This is a genomic window from Olivibacter sp. 47 (genome assembly GCF_030372825.1).
GTDB lineage: Bacteria > Bacteroidota > Bacteroidia > Sphingobacteriales > Sphingobacteriaceae > Olivibacter > Olivibacter oleidegradans.
This window is the reverse complement of sequence record NZ_JAUCNR010000001.1, coordinates 1,115,760-1,133,060: the sequence shown is the minus strand read 5'-3', so window position 1 is coordinate 1,133,060 and position 17,301 is coordinate 1,115,760. Positions and strand designations below refer to the sequence as shown.

Genomic DNA, 17,301 nt, shown 5'->3' with positions numbered 1-17,301 from the left:
ACAAAAGTGATAAAAACTATAGGTTATGAACAATAAAAAATATAAGACTCTAAAACAGGGTATTCAATCAATCATGATTACCGTGCTATGCTTTATTTCTTGCAGCGAGCAGGAATACCTGCATCCGGATCCCACTACTTATATTCCGCAAGAACAAACATTTGACACCCCTGAACGTGTGCTGGCTTTGGTAAATGGATTATATAGGGGCATGAAAGACCAGCAATTTTATGGCGGTCGTTATTACATTTACTGCGAAGTACGAGGTGAAGAATATATTAATAGAACCGCCAATCTTTTTACGGCTTTTGATTCCTGGAATCATACCTTAAATGCCGGTTCCAACGAAGTGCAAAACCTTTGGGCTGCCGCATATCGTACCATTAATTTATGCAATGTTTTTTTACAGGGATTAGTAGACAATGCAGATAAAGTAGATCCCGAAGCAGCTACTGCATACGCTGCCGAAGCTAAATTCGTGCGGGCAGTTTCTTATTTCGCCCTGGTAACCCTATACGCAAGACCTTATATCGAGAACAATGGCAATGCGCCGGGTTTACCCTTGCGTCTACTGGCCGAAACTTCCTCGGCCAACAATTCATTAGCCCGCAGTACAGTAGCCGAAGTATATGCACAAATACTAAAAGATCTCGATGAAGCCGAAACGGGCCTGCCGTTATCCTATGGTACGCCTCTACTCAATACCACGCGCGCTCACCGCAACACGGCCATTGCTTTCAAAACGCGTGTTTACCTTACGATGGGAAATTACAGTATGGTGATACAAGAAGCACAGAAAATCGTTTCGGCCAATGCACCGTACCGAGCCGAAACAGGTGTTGCCCATGCGCTACAAGACGACGCTACTATTCCTTTTTTATCAAATAATTATACCACAACAGAGTCTATCTTTAGTATGCCCATGACTGATTTAGATTCTACCACCGGTCAATCGTCCATAGGATACAATCTCAATACCTCGCCAGGAAATTCGGAGTATAATTTAAACCCACTGGGTATCATCGCCGACACGGAGTGGCGCGAAAACGATCAACGCCGACTGTTCATTACCGGTGGAGCTACCAAGTATCTCAAAAAATACAGCAAGCCTTCTCCATTTTTAGATTATATTCCTGTGATCCGATACGCCGAAGTGTTACTTAATTATGCCGAGGCGGCAGCGCATGTGGAAGATCTTGATAAAGCACGCGATCTGCTAACATATGTTAGAAACCGGGCTGATGCATCTTATCAGTTCCCAACAAGTGCCATCAATAATGTAGACGCTCTGATCCAAACGATTTTACATGAACGCCGAATTGAGCTTTTAGGCGAAGGATTGCGTTCTAATGATCTGTTGCGTACTTTGCAGACTATTCCTGCAAAGGGTACTGCTCCAGCTGTTTCACCAACAGAAGAAGCCTATATTTTTCCCTTGCCCAATTCAGAACTATTAACTAACAAAGATTTATAAACAAGAAGAACATGATGTGTCTAAAAAAAACGATTACAAGGTGTTTCCTGATAACGTTGTCCCTTATCGGGGGATTGCTACCCTACCAAACCCTTCGGGCACAGAAATCGATAGCTACTCCCGTTGTAACAGGAAGTATCTCCGATTTCATCAAAAATCTAAAAGCGTATCCCGGTTATTTTAATTTCTATTACGATGAAAAAATGATAAGATTTATCTGGAAATAGACAAGCTAGGGACTGAATTTTTGTATTACACCTCGCTTACCGATGGGGTAGGTTCCGGCGGGCCGGAAAGGGGACAGGCAACAGCAGTTATAGCTAAATTTATCCAAGTAGGTCAGAAGATCTTGCTGGTAGAGCCCAACTATGCTTACCGGGCGATAACCGATAATAAAGACGAGCAAAAAGCCGTAGAAAACGCCTTTGCTCAGTCCGTTATCTGGTCATTCAAAGTGTTGGCGGTAGGGCAGGGGAAAGTACTCATTGACCTGAGCCCGTTCTTGGTACGAGATAGTCAGAAGATAGCTTCCAGTATTGGGCGTAACAACCTTCCCGGTCTCCATATTGGTGCTTCACAACAGATGGGCCCGGCTTATAATTTTGATGAAAGCAGATCGGCCATCTATTTAGACAATACTAAAAACTTTCCAAAAAACACAGAATTCGAAGCCATCATCACTTTTACAGGAGGCAGCATCCAGGGCAGAGGTTGGGGGATGGGGCCCGGTATCGCGCCGGACCCCAATGCAGTTACCGTGAAGATGCATCAATCATTCGTGGAGCTGCCCGAAGCTGGCTATAAGCCCCGTAAATTTGATCCGCGCTCCGGTTTTAATATGTATAGCTACATGGATTTTTCCGCTTCCATGAAAGAACCCATCGTTAAACGTTTTACTCGTAGGCAACGCCTGGAAAAAAAAGATCCTACGGCTGCGCTCAGTGAACCGGTAAAACCGATCGTTTACTATGTTGACCGTGGTGCGCCCGCACTGATCAAGAAAGCGCTCATCGAAGGCGGTTCCTGGTGGAATCAAGCTTTCGAGGCGGCCGGATATAAGAATGCCTTTCAGATCAAAGAGCTACCGGAAGGTGCTGATCCCATGGATATTCGATATAACATCGTCAATTGGATTAACCGTACCGGAAACCCCAGGGCTTTTTCAACCGGTATGTCCCATATAGATCCCCGTACCGGTGAAATTATTAAAGGTGTGGTAACATTGGGAGCAGACAGGCATCGGCAAGATTACCTGATTGTGGAAGGGCTTTTGCAGCAATATGAAGATGGAAAAGAAGTAAATGATGATATGCAGAATTTTGTGCTCGCACGTATTCGTCAGCTTTCCGCTCATGAGATTGGTCACACCCTTGGCTTATATCATAATTTTACTTCCAGCACGAAAAACAGGGCATCGGTAATGGATTATCCCTTCCCTCGCTTTAGTATGGACAACCAAGGTAAAATAAATGTAGCAGATGCCTATGCCGTAGGTATAGGTGAGTGGGATAAGCGTGCCATTATCTGGGGATACCAAGACTTCCCCGAAGGAACCGATGAAAACAAGGCCCTCGATGATATTATGAAAGAAACCCTCGCTCAAGGGCATATCTTCATTCCCGATATCGGCGGTTATGTCCATCCCATCGCCAATCAATGGGATGAAGGTACCAATGCACCTAACGAGTTAAAACGCCTGTTGCAAATCAGGAATCGACTATTACAAAATTTTTCAGAGAAAGCCATTCCCGAAGGTGCACCCATGGCCACCTTGGAAGAAGTATTGGTGCCTATCTATCTCCTGCACCGTTATCAGATAGAAGCCGCAGCCAAGTCTTTAGGTGGTTTGTATTTTACCCATGCCCTAAAGAATGACGGACAAGTTATTACCAAACTCATTGAACCCCAAGAACAATGGAAGGCCTTTGATGCCTTAATCAGCACAATCCAGGCAGACGCGCTCTCACTGCCGGAGCAGCTAATACAGAAAATCCCGCCCCGGCCTTCGGGATATCCGCAGACCCGTGAAGTCTTTAATCGTTATACAGGCCCTACTTTTGATCCTATCGCCGCGGCAGAGACAGTTGCCAGCACAACGCTTGGTCATCTATTAGATCCTGCGCGGGCAGCCAGGTTAATTGAGTACCAAGGCAGAGACGATAAACAACCCGGTTTTATTCCCATGGCCGAAAGGCTTTTAGAGCTCACTTGGAAGAAACCCCTCGTTGGCGGCTATAAGGGAGCATTACAAGCCATGGTAAATAATGTTACGTTGCAGTATTTGCTACAGTTAGCAGCCGGTAAGGAGACGTCCACCGTGGTGAAAGGGCAAGCCATCTATTTAATCGAGAACCTAGCCACCTGGATGCAAGATCATCTCGGCAATGCATCACCAGCTTACGCCTCTAATTTACACTTTGGTTTAACTCAAATTAAATCTTTCCGGGAAAATCCTTCAAAATTTGAAATCGAAGCCCCTATGCAAATGCCTCCCGGTGCTCCTATAGGAACCCCGTCACTTCATTTTATAGACCAAATGTGTTCATTCAATTAAATGCTCAACATGAAGAAACATCAAATTAGCAACCTTCTATTCATCAGTGTAGTATTCTATATAATACAAGTTGGATGTGTGCCTCCACTTTTCGCTCAAAAAATCAATGCCAAGAAATTAGCTACTTTAAAAAAAGAGCTTATTCTTGAAATTGATAAAGAACAGAAAAAGAGCCAGGAAATGGTAGATATGGTTTTTAGTTTCGGCGAATTGGGTTTTCAGGAAGAAGAAACATCTCGCTATCTAACCGGGATTCTAAAGGAAAACGGTTTTTCCATCGAGCAGGGCATTTCCGGTGTTCCAACAGCCTGGTTAGCGAGATGGGGAAACGGTAAGCCCGTTATCGCTATTGGCAGTGACATTGATTGCATACCCAAAGCCTCGCAAAAGCCCGGAGTAGCCTTTCATGCTCCCCTAGTGGAGGGGGCGCCTGGGCATGGCGAAGGTCATAATTCGGGTGTTCCTTTAAATATTACTGCTGCACTGGCTCTAAAAAAGATAATGGAACGCGAACACATCAGCGGTACCTTGGTCTTATGGCCAGGGGTTGCAGAAGAGCAATTGGGTACAAAAGCTTACTATGTACGTGACGGTTATTTTAAAGATATTGACGCTTGTATCTTCACCCATGTAGCAAACAACTTGGGGGTATCCTATGGCGACAGTGGCGGGAACGGCATGATTTCCGTTAAGTTCAATTTCGAGGGCGAAGCAGCCCATTCCGGTGGTGCCCCTTGGCGTGGAAAAAGTGCTTTAGACGCCGTAGAACTCATGAATGCAGGTTGGAATTACCACCGCGAACATATGGAGCCCACACAGCGTTCTCATTACGTGATAACCGATGGCGGCGATCAGCCAAATGTAGTTCCATCTAAAGCATCGGTATGGTATTATTTTAGGGAGAAAACCTATCCAAAGATCATGCAAATGTATGAAGATGGCATTCGGATCGCTGAGGGTGCCGCAAAAATGACCAATACCAAGATGACCTACGAAGTGTTAGGAAGCGCCTGGCCCGGACATTTCAATCAAGCAATTGCCGAAACCATGTACAAGAACATTCAAGCAGTGGGTTTACCTACATGGAGCGCCCAGGATCAACAACTCGCCAAAGCGATACAAAAGGAACTTCAGGTTAAAGAAGAAGGAATGAACGTAGAATTAAGTAAACTCGGTATTCCCAATGCCAATCCATCTCTCATGGGCGGCGGGTCTGATGATATTGCTGATATTGCCTGGAACGTGCCAACCGTAGTGTTACGTTATCCCTCCAACATCCCTGGTTTACCTGGTCATCATTGGGCTAATGCCATTGCCATGGCAACACCTATTGCACATAAAGGTGTTATCGCCGGGGCAAAAGTGGAAGCGCTTACGTTACTGGATATGCTAGTAGATCCACAAATTATTAAAGACGCTTGGACTTATTTTAATGAGGTACAAACCAAGGAAATAAAATATACGCCCTTGGTTTCAGAAAAAGATAAACCCGCTACTTTTCTGAATAAAAAAATAATGGAAGAATTCCGTCCGCTCATGAAAAAATACTATTATGACCCCAGCAAATACGGCACTTATCTTGAACAATTAGGAATTAGCTACCCGACGGTAAGGTAAGATATTTATAAAAGGTGCTTCAGCCAGCAAGACGAGTATAATTCAACGCACGCAGGTTTCGGGATAAATCATTTAATGTTAAAATTACCTTTTTCACAGCCTGCAGCAACCTGTTCCATCTTGGAACAGGTTGATTTTATCTTTAATTCATCAGATTTATAATATTATACCAGCGCTGCAGATAAGTATAGATCAGTTGAATGAACGGCGAAACTCAAGGGGTGATAGATCGGTTTTCTTTTTGAACAGTTTGTTAAAAGACTGAGGATACTCAAAGCCTAATTGATAAGCTATTTCGGCTACTGAAAGTGTAGTGGTACTCAGGTACTCTTTCGCTTTCTCCACCATTTTGTTGTGGATATGTTGCTGTGCGCCCTGTCCGGTTAGCGATCGAAGCATATCACTCAGATAATGTGAGGAAAGAGCAAGTTGCTCAGCCAAATACTCCACCGTTGGCGGCCCGTTCTTTAAAGCTGCTGAATCTGATAAGTAAGTGGTCAACAAATTATCCATTTTGCTTAACAAATCGTGGTTCACAGCCTTCCGGGTGATGAATTGTCGTTCGTAGAAGCGTTTGCTGTAGTTAAGCAGCAGATCGATCTGTGACAGTACAATCTCCTGCGTATGACGGTCAATATATTTTATCTCTTGGTCGATCTTGTCAAAGATATCGACCACATTTTGTTCTTCCTGCTCTGAAAGATGCAGCGCTTCATAAACCGCGTAAGAGAAAAAACCATAGTTTTTGATCGCTACAGCAAGCGGATGCCCGTATAGTAGATCCGGATGAAACAACAGCGCATGGCCTGTGCCAACACTACCTTTGGATAAGTCGTCTTCAGGTATTTCCAGAGTTTGTACCTGACCGGCAGCAATAAAGGTCATCAAGCCTTTGTCAAAATCATAGTATTGTTGTCCGTATTTTACTTTGCTGGTGATTTCCTTCTTTAACGATACGCAATAAAAATTAAGCGAATATTGCTTCCACATGGGATCATTGATAAAACGAAGATCCTCCACGCGGAACAAGCTGATCAGTGGGTGAACAGGGTCAGACAGGCCATGCCTACGATGAAACTCGGTAATGGAGCTAATTGTTACCATACTGTTATACAAATGTAGTAATAGGCTCGCAGTTTTAACCGTTTGCCTGTTTATTTCATTTACTTAAAAATTGCTGTCTGATCTCTATACGAAAAGCTTCCTTGCCGATCTCCAGTTGTTTTTGATATAGTGCATTGGCGTCATTACCGGCCACATAGCGTATTTGATCTTTACCGTCAGTGGCCGCCTCATAAACTATTGCTGCTATCTGTTCAGGCGTTGACGCAGCCTTCATCATCATGTCAATATTGGTAAAGAGCTTATCCTCTAATTCTTTATAAGCAGGATGAAAACTTCTGTCAAGCGAGCGGCCAAGAAATTCAGTAGAGATACCGCCCGGTGCGATGGTTTTGATACCGATATTATACAGTGCTAATTCAAAAGACATGCTCTCAGACCAACCCTCTATGCCAAATTTGGTTGCATGGTAAATAGAATGCAACGGAAAGCCCAAAAAGCCGCCCATTGAAGTAGTACTGATAAATAAACCCTGCTTTCTTTCGCGGAAATGCGGCGTAAAAGCTTGCGTAACTCTGATCACACCTAAAAGATTGGTGTTAATCTCTCTTAATATCTGCTCATCGGATAATGCTTCTAAGGATCCCATAAGCCCATAACCGGCATTATTAAAAACAACATCAATATCGTTGGAAGCGATAGCGGTAGATACCGCTGCATTGATATTGTCAAGATCGGTCACATCAAGCTGTTGTACGGTGACGTTTTTGAGATTAGCCAAGTCACCGGCTTTATCAGGGTTGCGCATGGTGGCTATTACTTTCCAGCCTTTTTGCTGAAATAGTTTGGCAGTGGCTCTGCCTAAGCCTGTTGAAGCGCCCGTTATAAAAATTGTTTTTTGCATATTGATATTTTAGTAAGTTTAGGCAAAAGTAAGCATAGCAGAAACTGCAAATGTTTCCAAACCGGACAAGCTTGTGTTCAAAATACCGTTTTCAACATTTTGCACCTATTGGCAATACAGTTTTTAGTTTCGTCAGCTGCGGATATTCTATCTACAAAATATGAAAAAGCGCGGGGACGATTTGGGCTTTTTTGTATACGCTTCGCTGTTTTCCGGTATCTCCTACCTAAAAGTATAACCGATTAAGTTTGTTTCCGACATGTTGACGAAGGTAATTGTACGATAGCTATTTACATTGCCAAAGATTGGGAAATGGTGGATGGCATAATTGCATTTTGTTAGTTCTGTGCAATTCTGTGAAAAGATTTTAAATATGTAAATTTGTGCATTTATTGAAAAAGTAAATTGGCTTTTTATCGCCTCGAAGGAATGTTGGAAGAGCTCAGAAATACAGACAAACAATGATATCAAAAGAAAGGATCGGTTATAACTACCTGAAATACCTGCTTACCGCAGCCTTTTCAGCCTTGCTAGTTATGGGGTATGCGCAGGAGGAAAAAGAACAGCAGGAAGAGAAGCAGCAAGCCACTGAAAAGCTAGACGAAGGGCAATCTACGCCTATGGGGTCCATCGATGTCGTACGTGATTACCGGCCGATGCTGGCCGATGCCGTAAAGATCCGTCGGAGTCCGGATATGAATATCAAACGCGAAGCGCTTGAAATCGAGCTGCGCCGTATCGCTGCCGCCACGTATTTTGCACAGAACAAATTCAAACAAGCTTACTACGTTAAATTAATTGAACGGTATCCGGATGCTTCACGCAGCAATATCGATAATTTCCGGATCGGCTCTATCGCCTATTTAGCAGGCGAATACGAAAGAGCAAACTCTATTCTGGAGAAAGTGGCAGATCCGGATGCCTTTTATCAGGGCTCATTGATTACTTTGGGCCATATTGCCGTAGAAACCGGCGATAAGCAACGTGCACGGGATGTGTTCGTGAAAGCGTCCAGGCTGGATTTCGATCAGGCATTGAAATTAGATGGGCTGTTTAATTATGCTAAAATCTTATATGAATTAGACTCCACCCAGGTTGCTCAGGAGGTCCTTCAGAAATATATCGCTCAGAAATATGCGGATCGTAAACCTGATGCTGAAAATACAGAGAATGTGGAAACCCTGTTGGCCGAGGTCTTGTCGGGTACGAGCAATTTCCATGCAGGGGTAGCTATGCTGGAATCGTTCAAAAGCAGGGGGCGGGAAGCCGATATGGTCTACCAAAAGGTAACGTATTACCGCGGACTGGAGTTTTATAATGAGCGCGCTTTCGAAAACAGCATATCCCTGTTCATGCGATCGGAAAAATTCCCAATCGATGCGGAAATGGCGGCGTTGGCCACGTACTGGAAAGCGGAGGCGATGTATGAAGTGCGTAAGTACAGAGAGGCGGTAGAAAACTTTTCCCGGTTCCTTCGGTTGCCCGCCGCCCGAAACACCAATGTATACAATTATGCAAACTATGGCCTTGCTTATGCGGCGTTTCGCAACGACAGCTTTAGCATAGCGGCCGATTATTTTGAACGCTTTTTGGCTGTCGAAGGAAGTTCGCTAGAGGAAAATATGCGTCATGACGTAATTGCCCGTTTGGGTGATTCGTATCTGTCCCTGCGCAATTACGACCGAGCCAACGAATACTACGACCAGCTGATCAACAGCAAAGCTCCTAATCAGGACTATGCGTTGTTCCAGCGCGGTATTATTCAGGGATTGCAGGGCGACAATGAAGCCAAACTCAGCACCCTAAGGTCCGTTATCGAACAATTCCCCGGTTCGAACTATGCAGACGACGTGGCTTTTGAGGTTCCATACACGTATTTCATTACCGAAGATTACGATGCCGCCATCGAAGGGTTGCAACAGATGATCGAACAATACCCCCGCAGCAGCTATGTCCCCCGGGCATTGATGACCATCGGGCTTGTTCAGTACAATAAAGATGAAACTGAAGCCGCGAAGGCCACCTTTCAGCGGGTGGTAGAGAAATATCCCACAACCGAAGAGGCAAAGCAGGCGCTGCGTTCCATTGAAAACATCTATCTGGATCAAGGGGATCCTCGAGTTATATTCAATACGCAACCGGTGCCAATATCGGTGATCTGAGTACTGCGGAGCAGGATAACCTAGCTTTCCAGGTGGCCAATTCCTTGTTTACCAGGGGAGAGTACGGACCGGCTGTGGAAGCGATTAATGCATATTTTGATAAATTCCCAAAACCCGTACAGGAAAAACATGCCCGTTATATCCGCGGGGTGAGTTTGTACCATACCGGGCACCCGAAGGAAGCGCTGCACGACCTAAACATTATCTTGAACGACTGGACGAGCCAGTATACGGAGAAGACCTTGCTAACGGTTGCTGCCTTATACCTGAGCTTGAAGGAATACAACGAGGCCATCGTGCATCTCAAAAAACTGGAGCTCGTTTCAGAATATAGAAAAAACTATGGCTATGCGGTAACTAACCTAATGATTTGTTATTTCGAAATCGGCGACTTCGAGCAGGTGGCCAAGTATGCGAAGTTGATTAAGAATTACGATCGGTCGTCTGAAGAGGACATTGCCAAGGCACACTTATACAGCGCACGGGCCATGCTACAGGAAGGGAAAGTGGAGCCTGCCATGGATGAACTGAATCAGGCGGCGTTGAAGAGCCGAACGGCAGTCGGTGCAGAGGCAAGGTACCGCATAGGGCAACTGCAGTATCAAGACAAAGAATACGACAAAGCACAGGAAACAGCCTTTGATGTGATCAACAACATGGGTGCATATGACTATTGGGTGGCCAAAAGCTTCATTCTGCTTGCGGATGCCTATGCGGGTAAGGGCGATAAGCTCCAAGCGAGGAAGACGTTGGAAAGCGTGATTAAAAACTATGAAGAAGATGATGACGTCATTCCTTCAGCAAAAGAACGTTTACAGAAATTGAAGAATAAGTAACAGAAATATTCTGTTAATAAATATTTTCATTGGCCGGATCTTATAAAGCATTCGGTCGAACCCAAGGTCGTTTGAATAACAAATTGGCGAAGTAGCAGATTCGGTCACTTCGCCAATGCATTGTAACATATAACCGTTTTAAACTTCCTCCAAAGTCTTAATGTCAAACTTTTTCATTTTTAAATAAGCGTCCAGTACTTTCTGCGATTTTTCAGGATCACTCAACAGTTTCGGTAAAACTGTAGGAACTACCTGCCATGACATTCCATATTTATCCTTCAGCCAACCACAATTTCCTTCTTGCCCACCCCCGGATGTCAATTTTTCCCAATAATGGTCAATTTCCTCCTGTGTGTCACAGTCAATAACAAAGGATACGGCTTCATTGAATGTAAAATTTGGTCCGCCATTTAAACCCATAAACTTTTTTCCGTCCAATTCAAACGTTACCACCATCTGATTGTCAGCGGTGATTTTTGAATTTGGAAAAATTGAGCAATAAAACTTAGCTGCCTCTTGTGCTTGCCCGTCAAACCACAAGCACGGATAAATCGGATTTTTCATTTCAAATAAATTTTTAAAGTTTTGATATTGCAAATGTAGGATGCCGCAATACCTCAAAATAGAATGATCCCGACAAAATATCTTATTGCTTACCTAAGTTCAGATACGCTTTAGGTGTTAAATTTGTAAACTCCTTGAATGTTCTTATAAAGTGGCTTTGGTCAGCGTAACCATTATTAAATACGATATCAGTCAGCTGCTTAAACAGTCCGGTATTTAGTTGCTGAAAGGCAGAATTGAACTGGGCTATTCTTCGATATTGATCTGGTGAAATCCCTACCTCCTTTTTAAACATTCTCTGAAAAGTCCGTTCTGTTACAAAAATCTCGTTTTGAGCTTTTGCTAAAATCTGTTTTGAAGGATTTTCAGCAATTAGCTTCGTAGCATAATCAATAAGTTTATTGGAAATTTGTATTTTATTAATAAGACCGAAAATGAAACCATCCAAAATGGTCAACATTGCCTGAATGGATAGGGCATTTAGTAATTTTTCCTGTAGCTCACTCGCTACTTTGTAGTCTACTAAATTTAAGTTAATAGGATTGTCTGTAAATTCTTGGGCAGAAAAGCCAAAAAGGGCCTTTAAAGAAAACGGCTTAAAAAAGTAGGCAATAAGTGTAAAGTTGTCAGAGAATGTGATTTTTTCAGGAAGGACCGTCTGTCCAAAAAGAGTTAAATAATTTTTGGTGTTGTTAATCGTGCCTAACGTATTTTGAAAAAGTAGCGTCGGTTTGCCATTTGCAAAAAGAGGCAGCGAGAAATTGTCTTTAACATCGTAATTTTCAATGATGAGAATTTCGTCAACATATTCGGCAATTTTTTGAGCCGGTTTTAATCTACTTCCTTTCAATTTTCAAACTTTGTTAATGCTTACAATTACGACATTTTATAAAACAGCTTGATATGTAATCTATGTGTGCTGCGGCCCCATGTGATAGAGAAGTACAGTCGACATCATCATGTATCTCAAAGATAAGAAATATGCAAGACCGTCAAAATAAGACGCTTAAAAAATATCTCACCGTTGAGAAATCTGCTAGGAGTGAAGTTAGATCAGTCCTCATAAATCCGGTAATAAAACGTTGATATGTTCCCTACGAAAAAGTCTTCATCAACTCTTCATAAGTAATCTCTCCTAAGGTGAACTTTTCCAGTGCCATATACCTTTTTTCCGCTAAAGTATTCACCCTATTATGACACTTTTCTACTAGTTCTTTTTCATTTGGTAACGGTTCATATATATGTTTGTTTTTAAGATACGCTTCATAGTACCTTATACCAAATATGCGTTGTGACATCGCATCATGATGGATACCGTCCGGGTTGGCTGTAAGTCCTTCAGCAGTTACGTAATAGCAGTTTTTGTTATCCATTGCATATTTTTGCAGTTCTTCATTAATGAGTTTGTATTCTATACACCCTGCTCCAAATGCTACCTTACCCAAGTAATCGCCCAATGCGCCTATAATAAATGGAATACTAGGCGCTGATAACGCTCTTCTTATTTCATCAAATATCCGCGATATTTTCTCACGGTACACCTTGTGTTTTCCATCGTGACTATCACTTTCCCCTTGGTGCCATAATACGCCCGCTAATTCGCTATCTTCCATTGCGAATTTGGCTTCATTGATTGCATGGCGAAATAATGTCCCATCTATCGACCACTCATCAATCGAGCTACCTCCCTCTGCACATGGAATGAGACCAATTTTTTCTCCTTCATGATCGCTACACCATGCCTCTGCAAATGATGCCGACAACCCGACGCCGGCAATTGGTCTGTCAAAATGAATAGGTTCAGTCATCATTTGCCATCTGCCATTTCGCAACATCATAATTCGCTCATTGTAAATCGAAGGTACTTCATGTGTAAATCCACGTCCTGCCATATTCGATTGGCCGATTAGTAAAAATGACTTCATTTCCATCTATTGTATAATATTTAAATGCTAAGCGTGTTGGGCTTCGCATTTCAAGCATAAATTGTTTAAGATTTAACCTGTCTTTATTTTTTTTCTGTGCTTCAATCCAAATTCAAGTAAAGCATCAATTACAGGCAGCGTCTGTAGGGCATGGTCTGTAATAGCATAGGAAACCGTAACAGGTCTTGTGTTATTAACCGTTCTCGTAATCAATAAGTTTTGTTCCAGATGCAGTAATTCTTTCGATAAAATTTTAGGGGAAATCCCTACCACCATTTGCTGCAAGTCTTTAAAACGCATTTCACCGAACGATAAATTTCGAAGAATACAAATTTTCCATTTTCCGCCAAGCAGTTCAATCGCATCCCGCAATGCTAGCATGCTCTCTTTTGAAGGTTCCCTTTCATTACATTGCATATAGTTACTTTCCTAAAGGTAATGAATATCAAATATAAAGTAATTATCCAATAGTTTTGGCGCTGAAAACTTAAAATATAAGAGTTATGAAAATAATAATCGTTGCAAATATCGCTGCAAATGGAAAAGTGTTGGTGTCAGATCACCCGCACCATCAACTACCACAGGAGACGATGGATTTTTATCTGAAGTTGGTCAATCAGATCGGGAACCTGGTTATTGGAGCAAGAACTTTTGAGAACTTTGAGAAGTTTCCCGATCATGTAAAAGCGTTATTCAAAAATGTCGAAATTGTCGTATTAGCTGATAAATCTTTTATTTCATCTACATATCCCGTAGTAAATAAACCTACAGAAGCAATCGACTATTTTTCGAAAAGGGATTTACAGAAATTGCAATCGGGGGAGGAACAGGCACCTTTAATGCTTTCCTAGAGGGTAATTTTGTAACGGATATATATTTTAACATTAGTCCGATAATTACTGCCCACGGTGGTAGTCTCGGCACTGATAATAGCAAACTTAATTTAAGATTTAAGCTAGCCGGTTCCGAGCTCCGTGATAATTCCGTTCAGCTGCATTTGATAAAAAGTTGATTCTCTGATACAAATCTTACATTTTAACGCTGTCAACTTTCGATACTAGATCATTAATATACGTAAAATCCGGTAATCAGTTAAAAGTCTGCCGAAATGCCTGCGGCGATAAATTCGTCTTCTTCTTAAAAAGCGTGCTAAAGGATTGCGCATGCTCAAAGCCCAATGCATAGGCAATTTGGCTGACAGAAAGATTGGTCGTGGAGAGTTTCTCTTTAGCTTTCGCGATCAATTTTTCATGAATATGCTGCTGTGTGTTCTGTCCGGTATGAACCCGAAGCAGGTCGCTCAGGTAGTTTGGCGACAGGTTCATCTGTGCAGCAATATATTGTACCGTAAGCAAACCCTGTACCCCGTTGTTATAATAATCATCGATCAACTGCTCGAACCGGGTCAGCAGCGCTGAATTATTATTTTTGCGGGTCAAAAACTGCCGTTCATAAAAACGGTTGGAATATTTTAGCAGGCTCTCGATATGTGTCAGAATGATCTCCTGCGTATGCTTATCGATATGACGGCACTCCCTCTCAATTTTATGGAAGATCGTGATCAGGTCGTCTTCTTCCTCGGCCGACAGGTGCAGCGCTTCATTAACCGCATAATCAAAAAAACCGTAGTGATGAATGCTGTTCGCCAGCGTATGCCGTAGCAGGAAGTCCGGGTGAAAGATCAGCAGATAACCAGACCCGCATTCCATATTTTGCAGGTCCAGCTGTTGCACCTGGTTAGGTGCGGTAAAACTCAATACGCCTTTATCGTAATCATAATGCTGCTGCCCGTACCTGATCTTGCCTTTGGCGTCGCGTTTGAGCGCCACGCAATAAAAGCGGTTAACGAAACCTTTCCAGATATCGTCTTCCAAAAAAAACACTTTCCGCCAGATTGATCACGCTCACCTGCGGGTGGCGAGGTTCGGGCAATGACAGGAGTCGGTGAAATTCTGATATGGAGTTAATTGCGTTCATACACAAAATTAATCAATTAAACCCATACTGAACTCATCGTAAGGTGCACCCGTATCCGTACCCAAAGGTACGATGCTTTCCAATTGCGAAAGATCCGCCTCCGTCAAGTCAATGGTAGTCGCCGCCAGGTTTTGCTCCAGGTACTTTCTGCGTTTTGTTCCCGGGATCGGTAAAATACCCTTGCTCATGATCCAGGCCAAAGCCAGCTGCGAAGAAGTTACGTTCTTTTCTTCAGCCATGGCTTCAATTGCCTTGACCAATTCAAGATTCTTATTAAACATCTCGCCTTGGAAACGCGGAATCGCTCTGCGGAAATCGTTCTCCGGCAGGTCATCGATGCTTTTGATCTGTCCCGATAAAAAGCCACGGCCCAATGGTGAGTAAGCTACAAACCCGATACCCAGTTCCTTTAATGTCGCTAACACTCCGCGTTCTTCCACCGTTCGTTCAAATAAAGAATACTCGCTTTGTACTGCGGTGATAGGGTGTACGGCATGCGCACGCTTAACCGTTTCAGACGATACTTCCGACAGACCGATATAACCTACTTTACCTTCTTTAACCAGCTCGGCCATGGCTTCCACCGTTTCCTCGATCGGCGTATTTTTATCCAGACGGTGTAGGTAATACAAATCGATGTAACCCGTATCGAGATTCTTCAGCGAACGCTCTAAAGATTTCTTTACATAATCCCTTTTACCATTGATGGCCCAAGTCACTTTATTGTTGTCATCGATCTCCCAGCCAAACTTGGTGGCCAGAATATACTGATCGCGTTTACCGTTGATTGCCTTCGCAATGAGCTGCTCGTTTTTCAGCGGTCCATACAGATCGGCAGTATCCAAGAAATTGCCGCCCAGCTCGAGCGAACGGTGAATCGTCGCGATCGCTTCCTGCTCATCCGCAGGCCCGTACATATGGCCTTCTTCAAAACCCGTCATACCCATACAGCCCAGGCCGACCATCGGCACAACCAAACCCTGGCTGCCCAATGCAATTTGTTTAATTTCCATGATCCAAAGGTCGGTAAACCAACTTGCGCGCGTGTATGCAAATCCCTGAAGCTTGTAAGCAAATCAAGGAATGATTTAGTGAATTCTTTGGAGAAACTGGCCGCGAAAATCCATCATCATTCTGCATACCAGACTGTCTTGTCGAACGACATGCTATTTAACTCAACCATCAATGGGATACTTTTTGAGAGCATCGCTTTCAGACCTAATTACATCCGAAGAGGAATTTTTACTTAAATTTACGGTGGTCTTTTTAGTTTATGCCAAATACCAAAGTTTATATTCCCTGGCTCGATAAAATCAGCGACTTCTACGATACTTTTCGGATCGGGAAGGCTGAGAATAATTTTTTTACGATTATGCGGATGGAAGACCAATCAAAAGATAAGTTATTGTTCATGCCGCTCTTTCGTGGAAATTTTTTTCGGCTTGTCATTTGCAAAACACCGGGGCTCCGATTCCTGTTGCCCGACGAAACCGTAAGTACATCCTCAAACTCTATCTATTTTGCGTATCCAGGCAAGATAGAAAGCTGGCAACGTGTGGAAACCATATATGGCTACCTCATTTGTTTTACGCCGGAATTTGCGGAAATCGACCCACTAGGGCCGAGGTTTGAAAAAGACTTTCCCTTCTTCATGAACGGAGCCAATTCAATTTTAAGGGTATCGCAGGAAGATATGGATGCCGTAGGACGTATAGCCGAAACGTTGCTCAGCGAAATGAAATCCGGTCATGCGGATAATTTTGAAATGATACAACCGCTGTTAAGGGTGCTGCTTATTAGTGTCCGTCGCCTGTACTATAAAGACAAAGAGGCAAAAACAGATTTTCAGTTAAAACAGGCATCCCTTATGATCAGGTTCAGGAAAGTGTTGGATAGTTATTCTATCGATGCACCCAGCAAAAGAAAAGAGCACAAACCAACCGTAAAAAATATTGCAGATGAACTACACCTCACACCCAGTCATTTGAACTTTCTTGTCAAGAAGTATACTGGGCACACCGCGTTGCACCATATCCATGAACAGATATTGCTGGAGGCAAAAAGCCTGTTGACACATACGGATCTTCAGGTATCGGAAATAGCTGACCTGCTACAATTCAATGAAGCACCTTATTTCAACCGGTTTTTTAAGAAAATGACGGGTATCACACCCACGGCTTACCGCGATGATGCCCTTCAACTCATGCGACGCCCACTCTAAAGCCA

At 43.2% G+C, this 17,301-nt stretch carries 15 protein-coding genes; 7 read left to right on the top strand and 8 right to left on the bottom strand.

The genetic code is table 11. From position 1 onward, the window contains the following. Positions 1–25: 25 nt before the first annotated feature. The 3 genes from QT327_RS04990 to QT327_RS04980 all read left to right on the top strand — a co-directional run bounded on the left by QT327_RS04990 (position 26) and on the right by QT327_RS04980 (position 5,645). Positions 26–1,474, top strand: coding sequence for a RagB/SusD family nutrient uptake outer membrane protein (locus QT327_RS04990; RefSeq protein ID WP_289552244.1), 1,449 nt, complete (start codon positions 26–28; stop codon positions 1,472–1,474). Between the two features lie 247 nt (positions 1,475–1,721). Further along, on the top strand, positions 1,722–4,028 hold the full coding sequence (locus QT327_RS04985) for a zinc-dependent metalloprotease (RefSeq protein ID WP_289552243.1): 2,307 nt from the start codon (positions 1,722–1,724) through the stop codon (positions 4,026–4,028). Between the two features lie 9 nt (positions 4,029–4,037). Then, a complete protein-coding gene (locus tag QT327_RS04980; protein ID WP_289552242.1) occupies positions 4,038–5,645 on the top strand; it encodes an amidohydrolase in 1,608 nt (535 codons plus the stop codon). 192 nt (positions 5,646–5,837) lie between these two features. Here QT327_RS04980 and QT327_RS04975 read toward each other — a convergent pair whose 3' ends face one another. Both QT327_RS04975 and QT327_RS04970 read right to left on the bottom strand, forming a co-directional pair. Then, positions 5,838–6,749, bottom strand: a complete 912-nt coding sequence (locus QT327_RS04975) for a helix-turn-helix domain-containing protein (RefSeq protein ID WP_289552240.1) — start codon at positions 6,747–6,749, stop codon at positions 5,838–5,840. A 55-nt stretch (positions 6,750–6,804) separates the two neighbouring features. Continuing rightward, positions 6,805–7,611, bottom strand: coding sequence for an SDR family oxidoreductase (locus QT327_RS04970; RefSeq protein ID WP_130856585.1), 807 nt, complete (start codon positions 7,609–7,611; stop codon positions 6,805–6,807). A gap of 536 nt (positions 7,612–8,147) precedes the next feature. Between QT327_RS04970 and QT327_RS04965 the strand changes: the two genes are divergently transcribed. Both QT327_RS04965 and QT327_RS04960 read left to right on the top strand, forming a co-directional pair. Then, on the top strand, positions 8,148–9,773 hold the full coding sequence (locus tag QT327_RS04965; RefSeq protein WP_289554408.1) for a tetratricopeptide repeat protein: 1,626 nt from the start codon (positions 8,148–8,150) through the stop codon (positions 9,771–9,773). Between the two features lie 32 nt (positions 9,774–9,805). Next, a complete protein-coding gene (locus tag QT327_RS04960; RefSeq protein ID WP_289552239.1) occupies positions 9,806–10,609 on the top strand; it encodes a tetratricopeptide repeat protein in 804 nt (267 codons plus the stop codon). Positions 10,610–10,747: 138 nt separating this feature from the next. Here QT327_RS04960 and QT327_RS04955 read toward each other — a convergent pair whose 3' ends face one another. From QT327_RS04955 to QT327_RS04940, 4 genes are all read right to left on the bottom strand, one after another. Then, complete coding sequence (locus QT327_RS04955; RefSeq protein WP_130856590.1) at positions 10,748–11,173, bottom strand: VOC family protein; 426 nt, start codon at positions 11,171–11,173, stop codon at positions 10,748–10,750. A gap of 82 nt (positions 11,174–11,255) precedes the next feature. Beyond that, positions 11,256–12,023, bottom strand: coding sequence for a helix-turn-helix domain-containing protein (locus QT327_RS04950; protein WP_289552236.1), 768 nt, complete (start codon positions 12,021–12,023; stop codon positions 11,256–11,258). Positions 12,024–12,267: 244 nt separating this feature from the next. Further along, the gene (locus QT327_RS04945) at positions 12,268–13,098 is read right to left on the bottom strand and encodes a sialate O-acetylesterase (protein ID WP_289552234.1); all 831 of its coding nucleotides are present in this window, start codon (positions 13,096–13,098) and stop codon (positions 12,268–12,270) included. A gap of 72 nt (positions 13,099–13,170) precedes the next feature. After that, the gene (locus QT327_RS04940) at positions 13,171–13,479 is read right to left on the bottom strand and encodes a winged helix-turn-helix transcriptional regulator (protein WP_289552232.1); all 309 of its coding nucleotides are present in this window, start codon (positions 13,477–13,479) and stop codon (positions 13,171–13,173) included. Between the two features lie 122 nt (positions 13,480–13,601). Here QT327_RS04940 and QT327_RS04935 point away from each other — a divergent pair, with 122 nt between their 5' ends. Continuing rightward, complete coding sequence (locus QT327_RS04935) at positions 13,602–13,949, top strand: dihydrofolate reductase family protein (RefSeq protein ID WP_289552231.1); 348 nt, start codon at positions 13,602–13,604, stop codon at positions 13,947–13,949. 237 nt (positions 13,950–14,186) lie between these two features. Here QT327_RS04935 and QT327_RS04930 read toward each other — a convergent pair whose 3' ends face one another. After that, entirely contained in the window at positions 14,187–14,972 is a 786-nt protein-coding gene (locus QT327_RS04930) for a helix-turn-helix domain-containing protein (protein WP_354004749.1), read from the bottom strand. 111 nt (positions 14,973–15,083) lie between these two features. Beyond that, positions 15,084–16,022, bottom strand: a complete 939-nt coding sequence (locus QT327_RS04925) for an aldo/keto reductase (protein ID WP_289554407.1) — start codon at positions 16,020–16,022, stop codon at positions 15,084–15,086. 326 nt (positions 16,023–16,348) lie between these two features. Here QT327_RS04925 and QT327_RS04920 point away from each other — a divergent pair, with 326 nt between their 5' ends. Further along, complete coding sequence (locus QT327_RS04920) at positions 16,349–17,296, top strand: helix-turn-helix domain-containing protein (protein ID WP_289552229.1); 948 nt, start codon at positions 16,349–16,351, stop codon at positions 17,294–17,296. Positions 17,297–17,301 lie beyond the last annotated feature (5 nt).